General features: G+C 46.3%; 15 protein-coding genes. 14 read left to right on the forward strand and 1 reads right to left on the reverse strand.

Going from position 1 to position 24911, the window contains the following annotated elements:
• Position 1 precedes the first annotated feature (1 nt).
• From AC58QG_RS18710 to AC58QG_RS18755, 10 genes are all read left to right on the forward strand, one after another.
• Positions 2 to 319 carry a GH36 C-terminal domain-containing protein gene (locus AC58QG_RS18710; RefSeq protein ID WP_497363641.1) on the forward strand — a complete coding sequence of 106 codons (318 nt, stop codon included), beginning with the start codon at positions 2 to 4 and terminating at the stop codon, positions 317 to 319.
• Positions 320 to 779: 460 nt separating this feature from the next.
• Positions 780 to 2969, forward strand: coding sequence for a helix-turn-helix domain-containing protein (locus AC58QG_RS18715; RefSeq protein WP_497363642.1), 2190 nt, complete (start codon positions 780 to 782; stop codon positions 2967 to 2969).
• Between the two features lie 13 nt (positions 2970 to 2982).
• Complete coding sequence (locus tag AC58QG_RS18720; protein ID WP_497363643.1) at positions 2983 to 4515, forward strand: extracellular solute-binding protein; 1533 nt, start codon at positions 2983 to 2985, stop codon at positions 4513 to 4515.
• Positions 4516 to 4708: 193 nt separating this feature from the next.
• A complete protein-coding gene (locus tag AC58QG_RS18725; RefSeq protein ID WP_497363644.1) occupies positions 4709 to 5665 on the forward strand; it encodes an ABC transporter permease in 957 nt (318 codons plus the stop codon).
• Positions 5666 to 5678: 13 nt separating this feature from the next.
• Positions 5679 to 6557, forward strand: coding sequence for a carbohydrate ABC transporter permease (locus AC58QG_RS18730; RefSeq protein WP_497363645.1), 879 nt, complete (start codon positions 5679 to 5681; stop codon positions 6555 to 6557).
• A gap of 39 nt (positions 6558 to 6596) precedes the next feature.
• Positions 6597 to 8129, forward strand: a complete 1533-nt coding sequence (locus AC58QG_RS18735; protein ID WP_497363646.1) for an extracellular solute-binding protein — start codon at positions 6597 to 6599, stop codon at positions 8127 to 8129.
• Positions 8130 to 8260: 131 nt separating this feature from the next.
• Positions 8261 to 10921 carry a CBM96 family carbohydrate-binding protein gene (locus AC58QG_RS18740; protein ID WP_497363647.1) on the forward strand — a complete coding sequence of 887 codons (2661 nt, stop codon included), beginning with the start codon at positions 8261 to 8263 and terminating at the stop codon, positions 10919 to 10921.
• 74 nt (positions 10922 to 10995) lie between these two features.
• A complete protein-coding gene (locus AC58QG_RS18745; protein ID WP_497363648.1) occupies positions 10996 to 13110 on the forward strand; it encodes a glycosyl hydrolase family 95 catalytic domain-containing protein in 2115 nt (704 codons plus the stop codon).
• Positions 13111 to 13212: 102 nt separating this feature from the next.
• Positions 13213 to 16500, forward strand: a complete 3288-nt coding sequence (locus AC58QG_RS18750) for a malectin domain-containing carbohydrate-binding protein (protein WP_497363649.1) — start codon at positions 13213 to 13215, stop codon at positions 16498 to 16500.
• Positions 16501 to 16621: 121 nt separating this feature from the next.
• Complete coding sequence (locus AC58QG_RS18755) at positions 16622 to 18913, forward strand: glycoside hydrolase family 95 protein (protein WP_497363650.1); 2292 nt, start codon at positions 16622 to 16624, stop codon at positions 18911 to 18913.
• Positions 18914 to 19055: 142 nt separating this feature from the next.
• On the opposite strand, the gene AC58QG_RS18760 is transcribed toward AC58QG_RS18755, so the two are convergent.
• Positions 19056 to 19946: an AraC family transcriptional regulator gene (locus tag AC58QG_RS18760; RefSeq protein ID WP_497363651.1), complete on the reverse strand. Its 891-nt coding sequence runs from the start codon at positions 19944 to 19946 to the stop codon at positions 19056 to 19058.
• A 153-nt stretch (positions 19947 to 20099) separates the two neighbouring features.
• On the opposite strand from AC58QG_RS18760, the gene AC58QG_RS18765 reads away from it, so the two are divergent.
• From AC58QG_RS18765 to AC58QG_RS18780, 4 genes are all read left to right on the forward strand, one after another.
• On the forward strand, positions 20100 to 21434 hold the full coding sequence (locus AC58QG_RS18765; RefSeq protein WP_497363652.1) for an ABC transporter substrate-binding protein: 1335 nt from the start codon (positions 20100 to 20102) through the stop codon (positions 21432 to 21434).
• A gap of 91 nt (positions 21435 to 21525) precedes the next feature.
• The gene (locus AC58QG_RS18770) at positions 21526 to 22392 is read left to right on the forward strand and encodes a carbohydrate ABC transporter permease (protein ID WP_497363653.1); all 867 of its coding nucleotides are present in this window, start codon (positions 21526 to 21528) and stop codon (positions 22390 to 22392) included.
• On the forward strand, positions 22389 to 23228 hold the full coding sequence (locus tag AC58QG_RS18775; RefSeq protein WP_497363654.1) for a carbohydrate ABC transporter permease: 840 nt from the start codon (positions 22389 to 22391) through the stop codon (positions 23226 to 23228). The genes AC58QG_RS18770 and AC58QG_RS18775 overlap by 4 nt, the downstream gene beginning before the upstream one ends.
• Before the next feature lie 30 nt (positions 23229 to 23258).
• Positions 23259 to 24896: a right-handed parallel beta-helix repeat-containing protein gene (locus AC58QG_RS18780; RefSeq protein ID WP_497363655.1), complete on the forward strand. Its 1638-nt coding sequence runs from the start codon at positions 23259 to 23261 to the stop codon at positions 24894 to 24896.
• The last annotated feature ends 15 nt before the right edge of the window (positions 24897 to 24911 follow it).

Raw genomic sequence — 24911 nt, forward strand, 5'->3', positions numbered from 1 at the left:
CATGGGTAACGATCATGTATATAAATTAGCCGGTCCCTATAAAAAAAGCGATTCCGCCTGGGCGTTTATATCACCTGATAAAACACGGGTATTCGTTGTCTATTTTCGTGATTTATTGAGCTATGAGGTTTCGAAGCGAGCCTATTTGCCGCTTCTTGGGTTAGAACCGAACGCATCATACAGATTAAAGGGGAGAGATGAAGTGTTCGGGGGGGCGCAGCTTCTTCGATGCGGAATCGAAATACCTCCGCTGCAGCCTGGTTTTCAAAGTCTTCTTTTTCATTTTGAAATGATTGAGCAGATCTGCACATGTGCGTGAATAGGAGCAGTAATCGTGATGAAGTCAGCTAGGATTGGCGGTCATATTTTGCTATTTATACTTAGCGGAGAGCAAATTGTGACCTTATCTATTGATTAGCTCCCTATTTCTCGGGCTTTTCTCTGAGTCTTAAACAAATATAAATTGGCTGTATCGTGCCGTTTCCAAGTGCCTTAGGATTAAAAAGAGTTAAAGAAAAAGCATTGTCAGACAATATCAAATTGAACTGCCGTTACATTCCGTCGACTTTCGAGGAGTTGTGACGGTAGTTTATATTATTTATTCATTTAATTTTAGCAGTTATTATGACTACAATTAGCCAAGACAAATTTGTGACACATTGGAGTGATAGAAGCCATTGATGCGGATGATGCAACGATTCAGAACATTATTTTTTTCACGCAGGTACTATATTAGGATGATTTTGTTTGGTTTGCTCACTGTGTGTATACCCGTTCTCATGGCGTCTTTCCTGTCCTATACGATATTGTCGCAAAATCTGGAGAAGCAAGTTCAAGCAGCCAAGCTTGAGACAGTTGTACAGATGCAGGCACGGGTGGATACACAATTTAACAATGTGATTAAGGCAACAAGAGGACTTGCTCTGGACACGTCCATCCTCCAATTTATTTATAATGTGCATGGTAACGACTATCCCGAAATGATGGAAATCGATCAGAAACTAATGCTGCTTAGCAGATCTATTGAAAACGCTTCCGATGTATCGCTAATGATTCCGTCCCAACAACTCGTGCTATCTACAGGTAAAGGGTATGAACATGATCTTGCCTTTAATGAAACGTATCCTTATGCCAATCCAGCTGGGAAAGTACCGCCGATGAGGTGGATGAATCATGAAGAGCTGAATCGGGGCATTACGTTCGTCCAGTCACTACCTGTAAACTCGGAGTCGCCACAAGCGTTTCTCACGGTGAATTTCACCAAGGAGGCACTGATTGAGATTTTCAGTACAGACGGGCTAGCACATCAAGATCAAGTCTCAATGCTGACCGATGAGGGCGGATTGGTAGCTGGCAATCTCGCTGCAACATCCGATACGTATCCAAATGAAGAAATAAGCCGGCAAATTGCTTCTGCTACAGAACAACGAGGATTGTTGAAAGATTCGGGTCGTAGTCTGTTAAGCAGTTATGCCAAATCATCCGTAACCCAATGGATGGTCCTTCTTCAATATCCCACCGCGGAGTTGAATATGCAGCGAATGAGCATTGCCAAAATGGTCGTATCGATTTGTCTGGGTGCACTTCTCATCGGGTTCATCATCATGTTTGTAAACACGCGTAATTTGTATGCACCGATCCGCAAGCTGCTTGGACAAGAGAATAATCACAGCTGGCAGCCTGATTCCAAAATTGATGAATGGGTATGGATCCGCAGCAATTGGGATCAGTTAAAGCAACAAATCGGGACCCTCCACGAACAGTCCAACCGCCAGATACCTGTCATGCGCGATGTGTTTTTCATGCAGCTAGTATACGGTCAATTAGCAGGGGACAACGAGAATCGGTTGCAGCAGCTGGTTGAAGTTCATGGTATTCCACGACAATCAAAATGGAAAGTGATTGTTGTGGAAGCCGAGAATTACGGACAGTACGGCAAGTTTCGCCAAGAAGACAGACAGTTGATTCTGTTGGCTATCTCAAGCATTTGCCAAGACATCGTCAACCAGCATAGCGGTAAAGCTTATTTCGTAAATGGGATCGACGAAGCGCAAGTGATCGTCGTGCTCGCGATGGATGCTCAGTTGCAGGATGAACGGCTTTCCGCGGTAGTCTTCCAAATCTGTGAATCCATACGGCTCTCGATCGACGCTTACTTGGGCTTTCCCGCATCGGTGGGGATTAGCGCTACATATGAGAACATTGCGAATGTGAGAGCAGCTTATACAGAAGCTAGCCACGCGTTAAAAAGTCGTATGATCCGTGGCGGCAATACAACGATCGAGATTGAAAGTGTCAGGACCAACCATGTTGCGCTGCACTATCCGCATGAAATCGAATTACAGTTGCTGCAGAATCTCAAAACGGGCGGTCATGAAGAAGGACAACAGACTTTCGAGCGTTTCGTACGTGCCGTCACGCGAGATGAATATTCGGCGCAGCAGGTCATTCGGGCTTTTCATCAATTGTATACGGCTCTATACCGTACATTGCGGGAGTTGACGAAAGATGCGACAGACTTGCCGAGCGAAACGGAAGCTCTCGAGCAGTTGAATAGCTTCAAAATGAGCGACGAGATCAAATCATGGTTTGTGGCTCTTATCTTACCGCATCTGTTCCTTCACTTTGAAGAAGCGATTACTGGGAAAGGTAAGCACCTAATTGAGCGGGCCAAACGGCACTTGTGGGAGTCGGTCGAAATCGACCACAGCCTGCAATCAGTTGCTGACTATGTGGAATTGAGTTCATCCTATTTCAGCCGTCTATTTCAGAAGCACACAGGCGAAAGTTTTACGCAGTATGCGGCATCGCTCAAAATGGAACGCGCCAAGCAGATGCTCCTCGAAACGGATGACACGATCACTGTCATTGCAGACAAGCTGTTTTATTCAGAGCGCTCCTTCCGGCGTGTATTTAAACAAGCAACTGGTCAATCTCCGGCAACGTTTCGCGAGCTGCGTCAGAAGTGAGGAGGGATTTGGTATGAGCGGAAAAATGAGTCGATCGCTTGCTGTAACTGTACTTCTGGTATATGTTCTGACTGCTTGCAGCCAGGGCAGCCAGGCACCAGCAGTAAGTTCAACGGTTGACATGGTAAATAAGCCGGAGGGGGCAACGGCGATTAGTTTTACCACCATTTTATATGGGGAACCTCCTGATTTTGGCGGTCCATTCTTCAAAGAAGTGCAGAAGCGGACAAACACGAAGCTTAAGATTACGGCCATTCCTTATGTCAATTATGGGGATCGACTGAATCTGGCATTTGCTTCAAATGAGCTGACCGACATTACCGTTCTTCCTATGGAATCAAATGGCTACCTGGCGCCAACCTTAAATGCGATCGCGCAGGGTGCCTATTTGGATTTGACGTCGTTGCTAGGTGATTTCAAAAAATACCCGAATTTAGCGAAAATCCCAAAAGAGATTTGGGACAACTCCAAGATAAACGGAAAAATGTATGGCATTCCGCGACCGCGTGCATATACAGATCATGCGATCTTTATTCGCAAAGATTGGTTGGACAACCTGAAACTTAAGATGCCCACGACGACGGATGAATTCCGAGACGTAATGAAAGCCTTCGTACAGAAGGATCCAGATGGCAACGGCAAAGCCGATACGATTGGGCTGATGGGAACCGAAGCTGATTTCAAAATAGCAGGGCTGCAACTGGCTGTGGCATTTGGTGCTTATAAACCTATCTTCGAAGGCGATAACATGCTGCTCACCTGGATGACGCATGGGTACCGGGACTATATTGCCTATATGCGTGATTTATATGCGGCTAAAGCACTGCCTCTCGAATACGCAGTCGTCAAAGAAAATAGCAGTGCGTTTAAAGATAAATTCGGCGCAGTGGCCGGAAATTTGAAGGACATCTCCATTGTACAAAGTGAAATTCGAAAAACGGACCCCCGTGCGGTACTGCTCACGGTCCCGCCGCTTCAGGGACCTGGTGGTTATGCAAGTATCAAGTTTCCTGGATATTTCGGAATCTTGAGTATTTCTTCAAAAACAGCGAAAGAGAAAGTTGAGAAGATTTTGCAATTCTTGGATCAGGTTGCATCTGAGGACATGCTTGAATTAAGCACGTATGGTATTGAAGGTATTCATTATAATAAGGTAAACGGAAAGATTGTCGTGGATCAGGATGCGACGAGAAGAGATCCATGGTACAACGCGCTCATTGTTGTCGGGAAGTTCGATAAATATGGGAAAGCAGTAAACCCACTGGCCTCGGAAGAAACCAATAACAGTCAGAAGAGAATGGTTGATCAATACTTGCCGGTAGCATCACCAGATCCTTTCTTTGGACTTATATCGGACACGAATTCGAAACGAGCGACCGATCTTTTCAAGGACAAAGACAAAGTGATGACGAAAGTCATCATAGGTCAGTTGACGCTTGAAGATTGGGATGCGTATGTGGAACGTATGAAAGCGGAACAGAATGTTCGACAAATTATGAGAGAATTCGGAAAGCAATACAACATGAGGAACGCTGATAAATCGTAGCGCCAGGATGACCGCCCTGAACAGGGCGGTCATTTTTTGTTTTTTAGAAAAATCTACATCAAATAATGGCATCCCCATACAGCCAAAACTAGTTCGAATGCGGGATTTTCGATGCCAAAACCCACATCAATAATCGTCTCTTACGATGCCGTTTTGTTTGCAGGTAGGATGTGAATATAAGGGGGAGAGCAGCATGCTGAAAGAGTTGAGCACATCGCCGAAAGCGCTGGCAATAGAGCGCAAGCGACATTCACGGTTGAGAGAGATGCTGAAATACAGATATATCTATCTGCTGGCGCTGCCAGGCATCGCATATTTTATGTTATTTAAGTTCGCCCCCATGTGGGGAATCTTGTTTGCCTTTCAGGATTACAGCCCGTTTCGCGGGTTTACGGGAAGCGAATGGGTCGGGTTGGAACATTTCAATAGAATGTTCAGAGATGACCAGTTTTTGCTTTTATTACGCAATACGATTGGCATTAATTTGCTGAGTTTGATTTTCTTTTTTCCGCTTCCGATTGTACTAGCCTTAATGATGAATGAAGTGAGACGGGAACGCTTCAAAAGAGTAATTCAATCGATCGTGTATTTGCCGCATTTTCTATCCATGGTCATCATTGCTTCCTTTACGTTCCTGTTTCTGTCCACCGATTATGGTGTCATCAATAAAGCCATCGTGGGTCTTGGAGGGGAAAAAGTCGGTTTCATCTCCGATCCGAAATATTTCTGGGGCATTCTCACTGCGCAAACGATCTGGAAAGAGGTTGGTTGGGGTACGATCATCTTCCTTGCGGCCATCGCAGGTGTCGATGTGCAGCAATATGAAGCTGCTGTACTGGACGGTGCGGGAAGAATGCGTCAACTCTGGCACATTACACTGCCAGCCATTCGCAGCACGATCGTCATCTTGCTGATCATGCGGATCGGCCAAATGATGGATGTTGGTTTCGAGCAAGTGCTGCTCATGCAGAATCCGCTTGTGCTGAATGTTGGAGAAGTGTTTGATACGTATGCGTATAAGCAAGGCGTGTTGTCTGGCCAGATCAGCTACAGCATTGCAGTCGGTGTGTTTAAATCTATCATTGGATTGATCTTGATCGTAATGGCCAACTATTTCGCCAAAAAAATCGGCGAAGATGGTTTGTATTGAGGAGGATAACACATTGAGATATTCACGAACCAATAATGCTTCCAAAGTGCCAGATCTATGGATATATACAAGCTTGATTATCATCGCTCTTGTGATGGTATTCCCTTTTTTCTATGTTATCGCCGTATCGTTTACGGCTCCCGAAGTGTATACCATAGGCGAATTCATTCTATGGCCCGAGAAGTGGTCCGTATTTTCCTATGAGTATGTGATATCATCTAAAAACTTTCTGTATTCGTTGCGTTCTTCGTTCATCATCACGATTGCAGGCACGTTCCTGGGTCTACTGTTCTCAACCACGTTCGCTTATGCGATGACAAAGAAAAAAATGCCTGGACGCAATTTCATGTTATCCATGGTGTTGTTTACTTTCTTATTCAGCGCAGGTATTGTACCTAGCTTTTTGCTTATCAAAAATATCGGCTTGTTGGATTCCTACTGGGCAGTCATCCTACCAGCAGTAACAGGGGCTTGGAATATTTTCGTGCTTAAAGCGTTCTTCGAAAGCATTCCTGAGAGCCTTGAAGAGTCTGCGATGATGGATGGCTGCAATGATCTAAGGGTATTTTTCCAAATCGTGCTGCCGCTTTCCCTGCCTGCCGTAGCAGCGTTTGGTTTATTCTTTGCCGTTCATTATTGGAACACCTACTTCTCGGCTATTATCTACTTGACCGACACGCACAAATGGCCGTTGCAGGTATTGCTCCAACAGATCATGGTCAGTATTAGCTCTGTTGGCAGCTCGGATATTGCAGCGCAGGACATTGCGATACCGGAGGAAACGGTCAAAATGGCTATGGTTGTTATCGTCATGACGCCGATCTTAGTGGTCTATCCCTTTCTGCAGAAGTATTTTGCCAAAGGTGTCATGCTTGGCTCTGTGAAAGGTTAGCATAAATAATTTTAGAAAAATTTAGAGGAGGGTTTCAGTTTGAAAAAGAGGATTGGAAATTCGATTGTGGCATTTGGGCTTCTGGCCAGCTTGCTCGCTGCCTGCAGCAGCAACACGGCAGCACCAACGGCGAGCCCAACGGGCGAAACTGTGAAAAAGGCGGAGGGACCTACACCGATCAGCTTTACGACGATTCTTTATGGAGAGCCGCCGAATTTTGATGGTCCATTCTTCAAAGAATTAGAGAAGCGCACGAATACGAAGCTTGCAGTCACCGCGATTCCTTATGCCAATTATGGTGACAAAATGAATCTGGCTTTCGCCTCAAACGAACTGACGGACGTTACGCTGCTTCCGATGGAGCAGAACAATTACTTGGCGCCGACTTTAAACGCGATTGCACAAGGAGCCTACGTGGATTTGACGCCGCTGCTTGGCGATATGAAGAAATACCCGAACTTGGCCAAAATACCTAAAGACATTTGGGATAATTCCAAAGTAAACGGTAAAATTTACGGGATTCCACGTCCTCGTGCGTTAACGGACCATTCCATTCAGATTCGTCAAGACTGGTTGGATAAATTGAATTTGAAAATGCCGACAACGACAGATGAATTCAGAGATGTATTGAAAGCATTTGTTACACAGGATCCAGATGGGAATGGGAAAGCGGATACGATCGGACTCAATGGCGTAGACGCTGAATTTAAAATTGCCGGTCTTCAACTATCCGTCGCGTTTGGCACTTTCAAGCCGACCTTTGAAGGGGATAAAATGCTCCTGAATTGGATGAACAAAGGCTTCCGTGATTATCTCGCTTATATGCGTGACTTGTATGCGGCTAAAGCGTTGCCTCAGGAGTATGCTGTGGTTAAAGATGATAAGCTGACGGTGCAAGGGAAGGTTGGAGCCCTGGGTAATAACCTGGCTAACATCTGGAAGGTACAAGAAGATACACGTAAAACTGATCCGAAAGCGACATTCGTAACGGTTCCGCCACTCAAGGGACCTGATGGCTACGCAAGTATTAAATTCCCTGGCTATTTCGGAATTCTCAGCATTTCTTCCAAAACGCCAAAGGACAAGATCGAAAAAATTCTTCAATATTTGGATCAAGCCGCGTCTGACGATATTTTCGAATTGAATAAATACGGCGTTGAAGGGATTCACTACAAGAAGGAAAATGGCAACTATGTTGTGAACCAAGAGGAAACTAAAAAAGACCCATGGTTTAACGCGCAAGTGGTAGCGGGCGTTTTCGATAAATATGTGAAAGCGGTTCATCCGTTAGCTAGTGCCGAAACCAATGAAGCACAGAAGAAAATGGTGGACCAGTATTTTGCAGTTGCTACGCCGGATCCGTTCACTGGACTTGTGTCGGATACGAATTCCAAGCGTGCAGCCGATCTGTTTAAGGACAAAGACCCGATAATGACGAAGGTCATTATGGGACAATCGCCGATTGAAGAGTGGGATGCGTATATTGCGAAAATAAAAACAAATCCGGATGTTCAAATAGTTATGAAAGAATTTGCTGCAGCGTACAAAACGAGATATCCGGATAAAAAGTAATTAGTTGTTGGATCAGGCGCTTTGGAAGCTTTGAGCAAGGCGTCCTGGTCCTTTTTTTGAAAGAGGGTGGACGGGAAAAAGATTCAATATTCGTTGAGTACAGACAAACAATTATGTTAAGGAGGAAATTTATGATTAGTGACAAGATCCGCCGTAAGGCAGCGTGGTTGCTCTGTCTCCTCTTGTTGGTAACGATGATGATTCCAATGGCATCAGATCAAGTGCTTGCCGCAGGCACGACGTATTACGTCGATTCCACCACAGGTAATGACAGCAACATCGGAACAAGTTCGGCTTCGCCTTGGCAAAGTCTGACCAAAGTAAACAGCACGATGTTTCAGCCAGGCGATCACATTTTATTCAAGGCTGGCAGCAGTTGGAACGGTCAATTGTGGCCCAAAGGATCAGGCGTTTCGGGGAGTCCGATCGTCATTGACAGCTATGGCAGCGGTAATAAACCGGTTATTAACGGAGGAGGCAATAATTTCGATCAGACAATCTATAACTCGACAACCGCCTACAATACAGGGACCGTCTTTTTGAAAAATCAAGAGTACTGGGAAATTAACAACCTGGCGGTCACCAACGACGATAATTTCAGCGTCGAGAACAATGTTGCCAATGCGCTGCGTGCAGGCATTTATTTTGTCATTGATTCCAATCTAACTGATCAAGTCTACCATCATATCTACATTCAAAATTGCGATATTCACGATATCGACGGCTCTAATGACACTGGGGCCAAGGAAAATGGCGGGATTATCGGAGCCATTCAAGGTACGTATGCCACTTCTCAGTCAACGTTATCCCGGTTCGACGACATTCGCGTCACAGGGAATACGATCCATAAAGTCGATCGCGTAGCAATGCGGATTGCCGCACATATTAATTATGTTAATGACGTTGACTTTAATACAACTGGGGCTATTCGTTACGGTAACTGGAACACTGGGTTGTATTTCGCGAACAACACCATGTCGGATATAGGCGGAGACGGCATTATTCTCCGGGATGCAGATGGTGCCATCGTGGAAAACAATGTGCTTTTCGATTATGGCAAACGTTTTACGACACGTGCGATTGCTGGCATCTGGACGGCCGTCTCGAAAAATTCCGTGTTCCAATATAACGAAGTGTATGACGGTCCTGCTACGAATCCGGATGGATGCGCGTTCGACTTGGATGAATATCTGGAGAATGTCGTATTCCAATACAACTACAGCCATGATAATCCGATGGGCTTCATGCTGCTGATGGGTACAAACACCAATGACATTGTTCGTTACAACGTTAGCGAGAACGATGGCATGCTGTTTCGGCACTATGCCAGAGATGAGGTTTCACCTGCGTATATTTACAACAATGTCTTCTACTATGACGGAGCGACCAGCAAAATCAATGGCAGCGATACTGTGAAGAAGGGTTATAACTTCTACAACAATATTTTCTATAACACAAGTACGACACAGCCAAGTAACTGGAATTGCGCGAATACCGGCTGCTGGAGCGTGGCCCATTTCAGCAACAATGTGATCTATGAAGCAAGCAGTTTACGTGGCGCCAATGAGCCTTTTGATGCCCATAAGGTGACGATTGAACCAAAATTCGTGAATCCCGGAAGCGGTGGCATCGGGTTCACGACGACATCCGGCTACAAGCTGCAGGCTGATTCTCCGGTTATTAACAAAGGCGTAAGCATGGTGGCGAGTGGAGGCCAAGATTTCTGGGGCAACGCGCTTTACATCGAAGAGCCGGATATCGGCGCTTTCGAATATCAGACGGCAACGAACCCAAGCACGATGCCAACCACGCTTGCGGCTACGGCGGACAGCTTTGTGCGGGATGGCAGCTATGCCAGCACCAATTACGGCACTGCGACCACATTGACGATTAAGGATGGGACGACATCAGGTTTTAGCAGAAAGGCATATCTTAAATTCGATTTATCTGCACTCTCTTCAGTGGGGACGGCGAAACTGCGGTTATACGGCAGCAACACACAGGATAACCGTACGATTTCCGTCAAAATCAAGGGTGCATCCTCAGATAGCTGGACAGAATCAGGTATGACCTGGAATAACGCTCTATCATCAACGACGTCCGTTCTGGCTTCCGCTCCGGTAAATAATGCGGCTGGCTATTATGAATTTGATGTTACTTCCTTTGTCCAAAGCAAGAGGGTCTCCGACCAAATGGTAACGTTCCTTGTTCTGACGGACAAAGATGAAGATCGCACGATCGATTTCTACAGTAAGGAACAAGGAATCAATGGACCGCAACTTATTGTTACACCTGCGTCGACAACGCCGATTGTTAGAAATTCAGTCGAAGATGCTTATGTCAGAGACGGTTCATCGGCCAATACAAATTTCGGTTCTACGACCGATCTGACGATCAAAGATGGCACCGTTTCGGGCTACACACGCAAAGCAGTATTGAAATTTGACCTGTCTGGGGTTTCCGGAGTTACATCGGCCAAAGTGCGTCTGTATGGCAGCAACACGCAAGATGCATCAACTGTTACGGTTCAAATGTTCGGCTCGAACACCGATACCTGGTCGGAATCTGGTGTGACGTGGAACAACAGCCCCACTGCTGCAACGTCCGTGCTCGCAACCAAAAGTGTGACGAATACGCTGACATATCTTGAGTTTGATGTGACCTCCTTCGTACAGGGGCAGACGGACGGTTATGTCACCTTTATTGTGACGGGAGCCAGTGATCAGGATCGAACAGTTCAATTCAATACTAAAGAAAATACCAGCAATCGCCCTGAGCTCATCATGAATTAATTATTCGTTTGTAATAGGGTGTGGCTTCGTCACACCTTATTCGTAATTTATAGAATGTAATCGAGGTGGTCTCAATGAACAATGTTGTATTTAAATTTACAGAAACTCCGCGGATGTTTCCGACAACGAAAGTTGTCGATGGCCCATTGTTAGGAAACGGGGATATCGGGATTGCATTAGGGGAGTTCCCAGAGCGGTTGCGATTTTCCATTGCCAAGAACGATTTCTGGCGTGCGTTTGAAGGTCAGGCACGATGGAGTCATGAAGCGATAATCGGTTCGCCTTGCCCGATCGGGTGGTTGGAGATTGAGTTTGAATCCAATCCAGATGTCTTATTGCAGGTGGAACAACGGCTTTCAACAGCTGACATTGTTGGCACGATTCCGTGCAACGATAACGGGCTCTTGGAGCTGCGGAGCTGGGTATGTGCGGTGGAAAATCTGTTTGTTGTGGAGCTGACCTCCACTATCATGCAGCGCATTCAAATCGCTTTGATCCCGCAAACGGGATGGATGTCGACCGCGCAAGCAGGCTATGAGGGGGAGGACGAACTGTGGATGACGCGCAGCTTTACGGATCAGAAGCTGAAATGGCCAACCGAAGCGGCTGTGCATGTCCGGCATATTGGAGGCGGGACGCCATTAGGCAGCTTATCTTATTTGCAGCTTCATCCGGGTGAGAAGGCTGTCATTGTTGCTTCAATTGTAACGAATCATGACGAAGAGGACTTTGTTGCAGAATCAGCCCGATTCGTACGTCTGCTATCGTTGGAGGCTGTTGCTGATTTGAGAGCGAAACATGAGGACTGGTGGCATCAGTTGTGGCGTCGATCCAATGTGGACATTGGGGATGAGTTGCTTGAGAAGTATTATTACGGCTCCCAGTACATCATGGCTTCTTGCAGTAGGAACCCTGAATTCCCGCCGGGGCTATTAGGCACGTGGATTACGAAGGATAACCCCGTATGGGCGAGCGACTACCATCTGAACTACAATCATCAGGCTCCTTGGTGGGGGGTATATAGCTCCAATCATCTCGAATTGGCTGAGCCTTACGATGCGCCGATTCTACAATATATCGCGCAAGGACAAGAAAACGCTGCTGCCTTGATGGGTAGACGAGGTGTTTATTATGAAGTAGGAATTGGGCCTAAGGGATTGCGAACGGCCAAGGGCAAATTTTGGGGGCAGAAAGTGAACGCAGTGTACGGCGCAATTAATATGCTCATGCGATATAAGTATACCTTGGATCTGACCTATGCCGAGAAGGTATATCCTTTTCTCAAGCTAGTGGCCGATTTCTGGGAAGACGAACTGGTTATGGCAGATGGCCGGTTTATGATTATCGGCGATTCGGTTGACGAATCCGAAGGGTCATCGGAGGATATGAACTCGATTTTGTCACTAGGGATGGTCAAGGCGTTATTCCGAGCGATTCCCGAGATCAGCGAGGCGCTGGGTCAAGATGCCGATCGAAGAGAGTATTGGCGTTATATCTCCGACCGGTTGAGCGATTTTCCAACATTTATACATCAGGGCAAAGAGGTGTTCCGACTAACAGAATCGGGAAAGGCTTGGCAAACTCATAACGCCATGATGCTGGAGCATATCTATCCTGCAGAAATGATCGGACTCGGCTCCGATCCTCAGCTGCTGCAAATTGCCCGGAACACGGTGGAGGTGCTTGGCGCATGGAACGATTTCAATGGTTTCCCGCGAATTTTCCCTGCAGCCGTCCGATGCGGGTATGATGCAGAGACGATCCTTGAGGAGATGCGAAAGCAATGTATATCCAATGGCTTGCCGAATGGATTCATCTTCTTTGGCGGGGGCGGCATTGAATGCTGCAGCACCGTGCCATTGACCATCAACGAGATGCTTATGCAAAGCAACGAAGGCATTATTCGGTTGTTCCCCGTGTGGCCGAAGGAGCGAAATGCACGTTTCCGCCAACTGCGCGCCATAGGCGCATTTTTGGTTAGCGCGGAGCTACTAGATGGCAGTATCGGGCCAGTCAGCGTGACGAGCGAGAAGGGGCACATTTGCATGATGGAAAATCCTTGGAGAAACGCGATTGTCAGCATTTTAGAAGAGGAAACTGGTTTTACATATACCCTTACACCGAAAGCAGGTCGACCGCTAGTTTTTGAGACACAGTCAGGGGGCAGCTATCGAATTAGTCGGAACTAAATCACGATTTTCGTATAAAGGGGGTGAGTCATTAAGGAGTTGGCATGAATTAGGCAGAGCCTGATGTCCGAAAAATGGTATGAAACAAGGAGGAACGATGATATGCGTTGTCCAAACGTTTCGAAGATCGTTGCGAATGTTATCTGCACAAGCTTACTGGTAAGCAGTTTTATTCTCATACCGGTGCCGAAGGCCGAAGCTGCAACCAATGTAACGGTGGCGCTGACCAATTCGGTAACGCCGCTTCCATTTAAGTACACGGGAACGAATGGGAATTATGGCACATTTTATTATGAAGGGAATGGGCTTCGATATATCAATGATTCGCTGTACAATCATGTGCGGTATTTCCCACAGGCAATTGAATATATCAATGATACTTCCCCGTATGGAGATGGAGTGACCGATGCAACGAGTTATGCGAACGCCAAGAATGCGGTGAAAAATAGCCCCCTCACCAATTCCTACATCAATTGGGAGGCAATTGGCCGAACCAGCATGCTGGAGAACGATCCGACAGGCGTTGAAACTCATGCGTTTGCCGCATTGAAAAGAGCAGGCGTCGAACCGCTCGTGGTTATCAGTATGGGCAGCGAGCAGCAACTGCAAAGAACGCCTTCCACAGATAATTATAAGGGGCTTTGGGAATGGTGGGAGTATTGTTTCACGCAATCGTATGTGATGGCCAAAAATTATGGAGTCTCGAATTTTAACTTATTCAATGAGCCCAATTTTTCACACGATCAAATGTCCGACTTGCAGACAGCAGCGGTTGAAGCTGTAGATGCTGTAAGAGCCGGAGCCGGAGCCGATGCCGCTGGCGTGACGGCGAAAATTTGGGGACCGACGATGTACGGTCATCCGGACGAGGCGAAGTGGGAACAGTGGACGATGCAGAACATGGATTCCGTTATTGACGTGTTCGATTTCCACAGCTATGCCAATGAAACCACCACGGCAAGCCGAATCGATGCCAATAAAGCAATCATTAGTGCTAATAACAGTGACGGAATGATTGAGCCTATCTCTATAAGCGAATGGAATTATCAACTTTCACCGCCTACGCTGGATCATTATGAACAGATGGCCAATGTGCTGAACAGCATGACACTGATGAAGGTGATGGCGGATAAAGGAGCATATTCGTACGATAACTTCAATCTGTTCAGAAGATACAACAGACAGAACAATGCAGCTGTTTACAGCGAAGATGCCACTTCCGAAGCGTACGGAGAAGCCAAGATTTACTTTGGCTATCGGATGATGAACCGGTTATTGAATGATTCCCGTGAGAAGGTAGGTTTGACGACGACAGGCGATACCACGAATTTGCTAACCTATGCAACGAGAGACATGAACAACTATTATGTGCTTGTATTGAACAAATCGACGACGGCAAGCCGCAATGAAACGATTAACCTATCAGGAGTCGGCATCACAAGCGGCAGCGCGGTCGTTAGAGAGGTGTCTTCGTCCAAAAACGATGAAGTGATCGGCACGTATGTGATTACAGGCGGAGCTGTTACGGTAAGTAATTTGCCTCCGCAGAGCTCCCATCTCTATGTCATCCCGAGGAATACGAATGTTCCTGATGCACCGCAAATCAATTTTGATCGCACGAAAAATCAGAGTATCGAGTTTGCTTGGAAAAATAAAGGGGATGTCACCTCTTTCAATGTGAAGCGCAAAGTTGAGGGAGGAAGTTACACAACCATCGCGACGAACGTCTATCACTCGTACTTTGAGGATACGACGGCCACTGCAGGAACGAAGTATTATTATCAAGTATCGGCTGTGAACGCCAATGGTGAAAGTGCGAATTCGGAGGGAATAGGTCCCCTAATGCTTGATTCGAGTTCGGGTTTGTTCCCTTTTGACAGCGATTTTGAGGGGGGCAACGATACAGGATGGACGCAGGTCAGCGGAACATGGACAGTGGGTTTGGATATCGAGGACGAGATGTATGCAACGAATCCAGCCGCAGGGGCTACGAACATAGCGGTAACGGGAAACTCCTGGAAGGATGCTTCAATTAAAGTCGGCACTAATCTCGTTTCAACAGGTACTTCAGGCAAATTCGGTATTATTGCACGGTATACCGACGCTAACAATTATTACTTATTTGAATATGATCCCGTCCTTCAAAAAGCTTACATCAAGAAAAATGCAAGCGGGGTTTTCAGCACGTTAGCTCAGGTTCCAATCCGCAAGGACAATCAAATTGGGCCAGGAAGGTTCTCTTCGAATGTGGTCGTAGATGGGAACCGGCTTGAATTCAAGATCAAATACGGCCTGAATGTGCCGCAAGTGCTTGCAGCCATCGACAGCGCTCCGCTCACAGCGGGTAAAATCGGGTTTTACGCGAAAGATGGCGTTCATGTTAAATTCGACGGAATCAGCGCGGCACCGGTGTTCTCCGATGATTTTACTGGAGGTGTGAAGCGAAGCGACTGGACTGAAAGCGGCGGCACTTGGACGGCTAGCGCAGGTGGCAATTATGTGCAGAGCGACTATACGACGAATGCCTCGGTGAGAAGTGTAAATGGAGAAAGCCACTGGAAAAACTACACGGTGACAGCAGCGATCACGGCGGACAATATTTCGCAGGCTGCGGCGGAGTATAACATATTTGCTAGGTACAAGGATACGAATAACTACTTTGTTTATGTGCTTTCTAAAGTTAACGGCATAGAAATCCGCAAAGTCGTGAACGGGGTATCGACGACTATTGCTACACAGGCCTATCCGCTCACGCAAGGGAAAACATATGTCATCGCCGCCCAGGTCGATAACAATGTCCATTGTGTCTATGTGAACGGCATTCTCCAATTGGAGCAAGAAATTCTCGAACCTGCGCTGGAGAGTGGGAAATTCGGAGTTGGCACCAACAAAGCTGCGGCAAGCTTTCAATATGTGTATGTGAACAATCATCCGTTTACGATAGACCCTTCTTATCCAATAAGAATCGATGTCGGAAGTTCGGGGTCATTTACTGACGACAGCGGCAAGAAGTATTATGCGGATCAATTCTATGTTAATGGCTCTATTGATTCAAAAGAAAATGCAATCGCTGGAACTACGAATGATGGGCTATTTCAGACATACAGATATGGAAATTTCAGCTACAATTTTGACGTGGCGAATGGTACCTATACCGTGTATTTGAAATTTATCGAGCCGTACTTTGGAACTAGCGGCAGCAGGGTTTTTGACGTTAAGGCCGAAGGTGCGGTCAAGATTGACAATTTGGATATTTACAGCCAAGTAGGAAAATTTGTAGCATACGAGAGACAATTCACCCTCACAGTAAGTGATGGAGTGTTGAATTTGGATTTTATCCCGAGTGTGAATAATGCGATTGTGTCAGGGATTTCGATTCTGAAAAATTAGTAGAGTTACTTGGTCCCAAGGCTGGCGCAGGAACATTTGTTCCTCGTGTCAGCTTTGGGACATTTCTAATAAAAGCAGTAACTTCAGGGAGTTCCATAAACAGAACAGGGGGGACAGCAAGGTGGTAAACGAAGATGTAACGATGTGGTACAGCCAGCCGGCAGCTGCTTGGGTAGAAGCGCTCCCCATTGGAAACGGCCGATTTGGCGGCATGATTTATGGGCGTGTCCATGAAGAGCTGATCCAGCTCAATGAAGATTCGGTTTGGTACGGCGGACCGCAAGATCGGAATAATCGGGATGCGGCTGAGCATTTGGCGGCTATTAAGGAGCTGCTGATGTCGGGAAAAGTCGCAGAGGCACAGCATCTGGCCCGAATGGCGCTGACGTCGAGCCCGAAATATTTTGGACCCTATCAGCCTCTTGGTGACTTTCATTTAGCGTTTGCTAGTCCGTATGGCCAGGTGACGGATTATAGACGCGAGTTGAATTTGGATCAGGCAATCGCAACTGTCAGTTATATGCTTGATGGCGTAAGCTTTAAGCGGGAAATGTTCAGCAGCGCAATCGATCAAGTGCTTGTCGTGCGAGTGACAAGCGATGTGCCGCAAGTCATCACCGCATCTGTCAACTTAAGCCGCCGCCCGTTCGACAACGGAACAACCGTAATCGCTGAGGATTGTATCGCGATGAACGGTCAGTGCGGACCAGATGGCGTCAAGTACAGTCTTCTTCTAAAAGTAGTTGCTGAGGGAGGTACGGTTCGAACTATTGGAGACTATGTTTCCATTGAACAAGCTTCCAGCGTCACGTTAGTGTTATCTGCAGGGACTACGTTCCGTTATCCGAAACCGCAGGAAGCTTGCGAGAGAATGATTGCACTAGCTATGAAGAAAACCTACGAGCAGCTGAAACATGATCACATTGAAGAGCATCAAGCTATGTTTGGCCGAATGAGGTTGTATCTGTATGAACCAAATGAATCGATGGTTCGGGCACTGCCGACAGATGAAAGGCTCAAGCGGATGCAAGAGGGGGAAGTAGATCAAGACTTGCTCGCCCTTTATTTTCAATATGGCCGTTATTTGCTTCTTGGCAGTTCGAGGCCGAACTGCTTGCCGGCCAACCTTCAAGGGATTTGGAATGAGAGCTATACACCGCCGTGGGAGTCGAAGTACACGATTAATATCAATACGCAAATGAACTATTGGCCAGCTGAAGTGTGTAACCTGGCCGAGTGTCACAGCCCGTTATTTGATCTCGTAGAAAAAATGCGCGGGCAAGGTCGTATAACTGCCCGTCATATTTACGGAGCCGGCGGCTTCGTAGCCCATCACAATACAAACTTGTGGGGAGACACCGCTATTGATGGTGCGTATATCCAATCGGCGATTTGGCCAATGGGCGGCGCCTGGCTCGCATTGCATCTTTGGGAGCATTATCGCTATGGGGCTGACGAGAGCTTTCTGTCCCTGCAAGCTTATCCAATTTTGAAAGAGGCGACGACGTTTTTCTTAGATTACATGACAATGGATGCTAGGGGACGATTGCTCACGGGGCCATCCAGTTCCCCGGAAAATCTGTATCTCCTTGAAGACGGTCAGGCGGCCTCATTCTTGTGTATGGGTCCATCCATGGATTCGCAAATTGTTCATGCCTTATTTACAGCTTGCATAGAAGCAAGCGAACTACTCAGTGTTGACATCACCTTCCGGAATCAAGTCTTTGAGGCGCTGATGAAGGTTCCGAAGCCGCAAGTCGGCAAGCATGGGCAAATCATGGAATGGCTGGATGATTACGAGGAAGTGGAGCCTGGGCATCGTCATATTTCGCAGCTGTTTGCCCTGCATCCCGGCGAGCAAATTACGGAACAGACGCCCGAGCTGTTTGCTGCGGCCAAGCGAACGATTGAACGCAGGCTCGCCAGTGGAGGCGGCCATACGGGTTGGAGCCGGGCATGGATTATCAATATGTGGGCTCGGCTCAAAAACGGTGAAGAAGCCTATCAGCATTTGCTAGCTCTGCTTCGTAAATCGACGCATGTCAATTTATTTGACGATCATCCACCGTTTCAGATTGACGGCAATTTCGGCGGGACGGCAGGCATTGCTGAAATGTTACTGCAATCACACGGCAATGAACTCCACCTGCTCCCCGCTTTGCCGCCAGCTTGGCACGAGGGCTCCGTGGAAGGCTTGCGTGCTCGCGGAGGGTTCGAGCTAGATCTGACTTGGAGCGAAGGAACACTGCAATCGGTAACGATCAGATGCATACGATCAGGTGTATGTACGATACGCTCGAATGCCCAGCTAATTTTTCTTAACTTGTCTGGAGACAAGCGGTTTACCCGGCATGGTGATCATTACCTGAGATTTAATGTAATTGAAGGTGAGACTTATCGGAGCATAAACTAGATTCAATAGAGTAAAACCAGCAAACTAAAACTCATGGGTTTGCTGGTTTTTTTAGTCTATGATTCCATACTGAAGCGTAACAGTTGGCTTTATGTGAGATTTTCGAACTTATCAGCAGCGGGAAGGGACGACTGGGCCGAACTTATTCCAGAGATGGCGAAGCCGATCCTCGCTGCTCGCTAGACATATTTGACTCCCATACATTCAGGTTTCCTTTGCGTAAATCGGAGGGGTTAAACCCGTTTCTTTTTTTAAATGTTTTTGAGAAATAGACGACATCCTCAAACCCGACTAATTCAGAAACGTTCTTGATTGGCAAATTGGTATGCGTAAGCATGCGCCCAGCTTTCTCCAGCCGGTAATCGATAACGAATTGAAATGGCGTTTGTCTAATCGATGATTTGAAAATCCTGGTAAAGTAACTGCGATCTAGACCCAAATGATCTGCGATTTCCGAAACCTTCAAGTCCGGATTGGCATAATGTTCCCGAATATATTTCAGTGCGTTATGAATATAGTCATCTGCTGGATTGGACTCTTTTTCAGTTGGTTCGTTACGGCATAATTGGATGTCCACCATAATCTGAGCAAGCAATTGGTATAGCAAGCTAGTGCTAAATAACTCCGAATGGAGTGTGTTTTGAGCGGCACTTTCAAATAACTGCGAAAAAATGTGCTCAACTTCTGCCGGACGAATGTGCTTTATAACGGGCGAGGAGGGGGAAATTGTCGATACGTCCAAACATTCGTTTACTAAATTCCCGTCGAAAGCAACCCAGTAATATTCCCAAGGATTTGAAGAGTCGGAAATATATTGACTAGAAGTATTTGGGAAAATAATAAAACTTTCACCAGGGGATATTTTGTAGGTAGTATTGTAAATTCGATAGGAACCTTCACCGTTTTTAACATAATGAAGCAAATAATGGTCTCGAATTGAAGGCCCCCAGCCGTGATCAGACTTGCATTGCATGTGCCCGCAATAGTACAAATTAATACTTTTTTGAAATACCTCCGACATAAAAAATTCCATAAAATTCCTCCCTGAGAGATATTATAGCTCGTACAATTTTTTAATAAAAGTCACTTTTTTACCAGATAGGTGTCTCAAGATGATATATTGTCGAATTTTTTTCTGATTTATACTTTTAAATGTACCTATAAAATCTTAAAAGGGGTGTTCGAAATGAACAAAGTATTCAAACTGATAACTGTTATGTCGACCTTAGTTGGGGTGAGTATTGTAAGCGCTTGCGGATCGTCCGAGACAAAATCGGTGGAGTCATCGCCACAACCTACAAAAGAAGCAAAAGCTAATTTGGCCAGCCCTGTTACAATTTCGTATGCGATAACGCAAAGTCAATCGAACTACGGCGGCATCAAGGATCTGATTAAGAAATGGGAAGACAAAACAGGCAATAAAGTCGATCTGCAGGTTATTCAGGACAACCAATATTGGAACCTGGTTAAAACAAGATTCGCATCAGGCGAAGCTTACGATGTCGTCAAAGCAGCCGGCGGAGAGTTCACGAATCTGGATCCTGAGAAGTACTTGCTAGAGATCAAAGATTTCTCTTATGAAAACCGGACGTTGGAATCGACGCGCACTGCTTATGTGTACAAGGGCAAGCATTACGGCATTCCGACTGCGGATCCGTTAGCGACTTGGGGCGTGTTCTACAGTAAAAAAGTGTTCGCCGATTTGAACCTGCAAGAGCCGAAAACATACGAGGAGTTCGAGAAAGTCGCCGAGGCGCTTAAGGCCAAATCGATTACGCCGATCTTCTGGGCTCTGAAGGACGGATGGACGCCGTTGCAGCATATGAACGCGTCGTGGGGCTCGGTGAAACAGCCTGATTCGCAGACGGAACAAAAGCTGAACACCAACGCAATGAAATGGACCGACGTGAAGTCGATTGCAGACGATGCGCAATACCTGAGCTCATGGGCGAAAAAGGGCTATTACAACAAAGAGATGGGAACGGGCACGTACGAGCTGCAAGTCAAGGCGCTGGCTGAAGGCACTGCGGCCATGGTGTTCCAAGGAAACTGGTTTGAAGGCGAAATTGCCAAGAAGAATCCGGATGTCAAATTAGGGTTTTTCCCGTATCCATCCAAAGACGGCAATTCCCTGGTCCCTGTCAATTTCGGCAGCATGCACTTGATTAATAAAGCGACGAAAACCCCGGATGCTGCAACCGATTTCGTCAAATTCCTGATCGAACCGGAGAATGTGAAATATTATCTCGAAAAAACACCAGGAATTAGTGTGTTCAAGGATGCCAATGCGAATGACAAGCTATCGCCTGCTGCGGCACAAGCTGCCGAGTATATCAAGAATGGCCGGGGCAACCAGCAATTCGCCAACCCGCCTACAGTTATGATTCCGTTCCCGGAGAGCGACCTTGTTGCGAATTACACTGACTTGCTATTCGGTAAAATTGATGCGGCTGCTTACATGCAGAAGTTGCAAGACGCTTGGACGAAAAACGGCAAGCTGGCTGGGATGTCTGGTTTCTAAGGAATAAGAAAAGAATGGTTCTAGTATAGGCAAGAACGCTTGCCTGTACTAGAGCTTCTGGAGGATGGAGGCACCCATGCGGAACAAGAGAATGAGGATATATTATCCCGTCTATTTTTTACTGCCTGCTGTATTAATCTTTACGCTGTTTTACGCCGTTCCTTCGGTGCTGGGGTTAATTCTTTCGCTTACCAACTGGAGTTCCTTTAGCGGAGCTGCACGGTTTATCGGATTGGACAACTATCAATTGCTGTTTCAAGAGAATACGTTCCTTCAGGCTCTCGCCAATCAATTCAAGTTTGCTTTTATGACGTCGATCGGCAAGTCCTTACTAGGTCTGCTCATTGCCCTCCTTCTTAATATGAAGTTGAGAGGGATAAATATAACAAGATCACTTGTATTTCTCTCGTGTATGTATAGTCCGCTTATTATCGGATTCATCTTTAACTTTCTGCTGCGATACGATGGTTTCCTAAATACGTTGCTGGCACAGATTGGATTGCCGTCGCTAGCCTTGGATTGGCTGGGTAGTTACAGTCTTGCGCTCTCTAGCGTAGCTGTTGTGGAAACCTGGATGTGGGTCGGCTTCAACGCCGTTATCATCCTGGCAGCGATTCAAACGATTCCCGCAGATTTGTTGGAAAGCGCTGATATGGACGGGGCAACCACGATTCGTAAATTTTTTCACGTCAAAATGCATTTTATTAGACACGCGGTTTCGCTTACGTTCCTGCTTAATATTATCGGTGGCATGAAGGGATTCGATATTTTCATAGCTTTGACCGGCGGCGGGCCCGGACATGCGACGGAAGTCATCTCTACCTATGTATTCAAAGCCATATCGACCGGATCGTTGGGGTACGCTTCTGCAGTGAATTTTGTTCAGTTCGTGTTAATTACGGTTATTGCCTTTGTGATCAATAGATTAACGAAGCAGAAGGAGGAAACTCAGCGATGAAAACAGGCGTGGTTAGGTCTAAGGGATGGGGGAAGAGGGCTATTTCCTATGGGTTGCTTCTGCTTGTAATCGCTCTTTACGTATTCCCTGTTTTCTTGATCCTGATGAACTCCGTGAAACCAGAAGCGGAATCCGCTGTTCTGAATTTGAACTTTCCGTCTCGGTTTATGCTGGACAACTATTGGACGGTGCTTAAAGAAGGGAACATCATCAGGCCTTTCCTGAACGGGATCGGTATTTCGGTTAGCGTCGTTGTGCTGACGCTGCTAACCAGCTCGACTGCGGCCTACGTTACCCAGAGAAGGAAGACAAGCGGAAGCAACTTGGTTAGACATTATTTTCTGGCAGGGATGATCGCCCCTTTCTCCGTTGTTCCTGCGATCAAGCTATTGCAAATGTTGCACTTGAGCGGTACTTACTTCGGGCTCATCTTGATTGATACGGCAACGGCGATTCCGTTCAGCTTCCTGCTATACATTGGATTTGTACAGGGAATTCCGAATGAACTGGACGAGGCTGCGGTCATAGACGGATGCACACCGATGGGATTGTTCTTTAAAGTCATCTTCCCGCTGCTAAAGCCAATTGTGGCAACAAACGCGATTCTCGTCTTTACTTCCGTATGGAACGAATTTCAAAACGTGCTGTATTTCCTCTCGAAGTCCAGCATGTGGACGATGCCGATGACCGTATACAACTTTCAGAGCACTTATACCTTTAATTATAGTCTCGTTTGCGCAGACCTGATATTCGTGCTTCTTCCTGTAGTCATCATATATTTATTTGCACAAAAATTTATTGTTTCCGGCATGATTGGTGGCGCGATAAAAGGATAAGTTTAAAAAGATTAATGGAGAGAAATAATTATGTCAATTGAGATAGAGAATGGCCTGAGGGTTATTCATGCTGTGGACTTTGGAATATTTCCGGATACAGGCTTGGATTCATACATGAAAGTTTCGGAACTTCTTAGCACCTGTGAAGCAGGTATTAAACTTGTATTTCAGAAAGGCACCTATTACTTCAAGCAGGATGCTTGGATGAAGGATTTCGAGCGGCTCATGGAAGGGAAAATGGATTTGGATAGGAGGTGGGGCCAGAGAGGGATACCTTACAACAAAGCCTTTGAATTCAACGATTGTCAACATCTGATTTTGGATGGGCAAGGGTCAACTTTTATGTTCAATGGTTTGGTTCAGCCGTTTGAGTTTAACCGCTGCCATCATGTTACATTGCAATCGATTCATATCGACTGGGATCGTCCGCTGTTCTCGCAAGGGATCGTTTCAAACGTGGTGGGTCAACGGGTTGAGGTGGACATGCAGGCTGAATTTCCGATGAAGGGTGATGAGCCTGTATGGTCTTTTCACGATTATACGCCGGAAGATGGGCATTATGGTCAAGTTTGTCCGATTCGCGAAATGTCCCCGTTGAGTTCGGACAGTCAGCTAAAGGTCTCATTTATTTGTCATCGTTCGAATTTAAATTTGTTAACGATTGGCAATGGAGTCGTCATCAGACATTTAGGCAACTATCGTCCGTGTATCCATCTAACTAACAGTTCGAATGTGACTTTGCAAGACGTTACGATTCATACGGCTGCCGGCATGGGGGTTATTGCATTTCGCTGCGAGGATATCCGTTGTTTCCGGCTTAAGGTTTATCCATCCAGGGGAAGGATGATGTCCACGACGACCGATGCCACCCATTTCATCAGTTGCAAAGGAATGATTCTGTTTAAAGATTGTTTCTTCAAAGGGATGGGGGACGATGCTGCGAATGTGCACGGTTTTTATTACTCCATGTTGGAGAGGATCGATGTGCGAACCGTCACGGTGCAGATCCAATTGGATGTAGGCACACAAAATCAGCAGATGGACTATCCTGACGATGGCGACGAAATCGAATTTATTAAACGGGATACGCTTGCGCCTTACAGTACGGGAGTCATTGAGCGATCGCAAATAAACGAAGAGGAGACAAGCATCTTTATTCGATTCAAGCAGCCACTGCCTGATGATTTTGATTTGAGCGATCTTATCACCAATACGACGAGAGTAGCTAAATTCCGTTTTCGGAATTGTATAGTGGAAAACAATCGTGCTCGTGGTGTGCTTGTACAGACGAGAGATGCGGTAATTGAAAATTGTACATTTGATCATTGTACGGGAACTGGTGTCCATGTGAATACCGCATCTGGGTGGTGGGAGTCCATCGGTACGCGAGATGTTGTGATCCGAAATAACACCTTTATCGCTTGCGGGTATGGACCTGGCACGTATCGTAACGCCTCGGGTATCACAGTCCAGACAGAAGCTGTAAGTCCGGATATGCGCGTCCATCAAAATTTGACCATTGAACATAATGAAATCAGAGGTATCGGCAAAACGGGGATTTATTTGAGCTGTACGGACGGGGCCCTTATTAAGAAAAATCATATTACGAACTGCACGAGTCCAATTGAAATAGTACATTCAACGAATGTTATTTTGGATTCAAATTAATATGACTGGAGGAAA

It is taken from the genome of Paenibacillus sp. J22P169, from assembly GCF_059691995.1.

Excerpts from the sequence above, each read along its gene's own strand:
- AC58QG_RS18710 (WP_497363641.1), top strand. The coding sequence starts at position 2 with ATGGGTAACGATCATGTATATAAATTAGCCGGTCCCTATAAAAAAAGC.
- AC58QG_RS18715 (WP_497363642.1), top strand. The coding sequence starts at position 780 with ATGGCGTCTTTCCTGTCCTATACGATATTGTCGCAAAATCTGGAGAAG.
- AC58QG_RS18720 (WP_497363643.1), top strand. The coding sequence starts at position 2,983 with ATGAGCGGAAAAATGAGTCGATCGCTTGCTGTAACTGTACTTCTGGTA.
- AC58QG_RS18725 (WP_497363644.1), top strand. The coding sequence starts at position 4,709 with ATGCTGAAAGAGTTGAGCACATCGCCGAAAGCGCTGGCAATAGAGCGC.
- AC58QG_RS18740 (WP_497363647.1), top strand. The coding sequence starts at position 8,261 with ATGATTAGTGACAAGATCCGCCGTAAGGCAGCGTGGTTGCTCTGTCTC.
- AC58QG_RS18745 (WP_497363648.1), top strand. The coding sequence starts at position 10,996 with ATGAACAATGTTGTATTTAAATTTACAGAAACTCCGCGGATGTTTCCG.
- AC58QG_RS18750 (WP_497363649.1), top strand. The coding sequence starts at position 13,213 with ATGCGTTGTCCAAACGTTTCGAAGATCGTTGCGAATGTTATCTGCACA.
- AC58QG_RS18760 (WP_497363651.1), bottom strand. The coding sequence starts at position 19,946 with ATGGAATTTTTTATGTCGGAGGTATTTCAAAAAAGTATTAATTTGTAC.
- AC58QG_RS18765 (WP_497363652.1), top strand. The coding sequence starts at position 20,100 with ATGAACAAAGTATTCAAACTGATAACTGTTATGTCGACCTTAGTTGGG.
- AC58QG_RS18770 (WP_497363653.1), top strand. The coding sequence starts at position 21,526 with ATGAGGATATATTATCCCGTCTATTTTTTACTGCCTGCTGTATTAATC.
- AC58QG_RS18775 (WP_497363654.1), top strand. The coding sequence starts at position 22,389 with ATGAAAACAGGCGTGGTTAGGTCTAAGGGATGGGGGAAGAGGGCTATT.
- AC58QG_RS18780 (WP_497363655.1), top strand. The coding sequence starts at position 23,259 with ATGTCAATTGAGATAGAGAATGGCCTGAGGGTTATTCATGCTGTGGAC.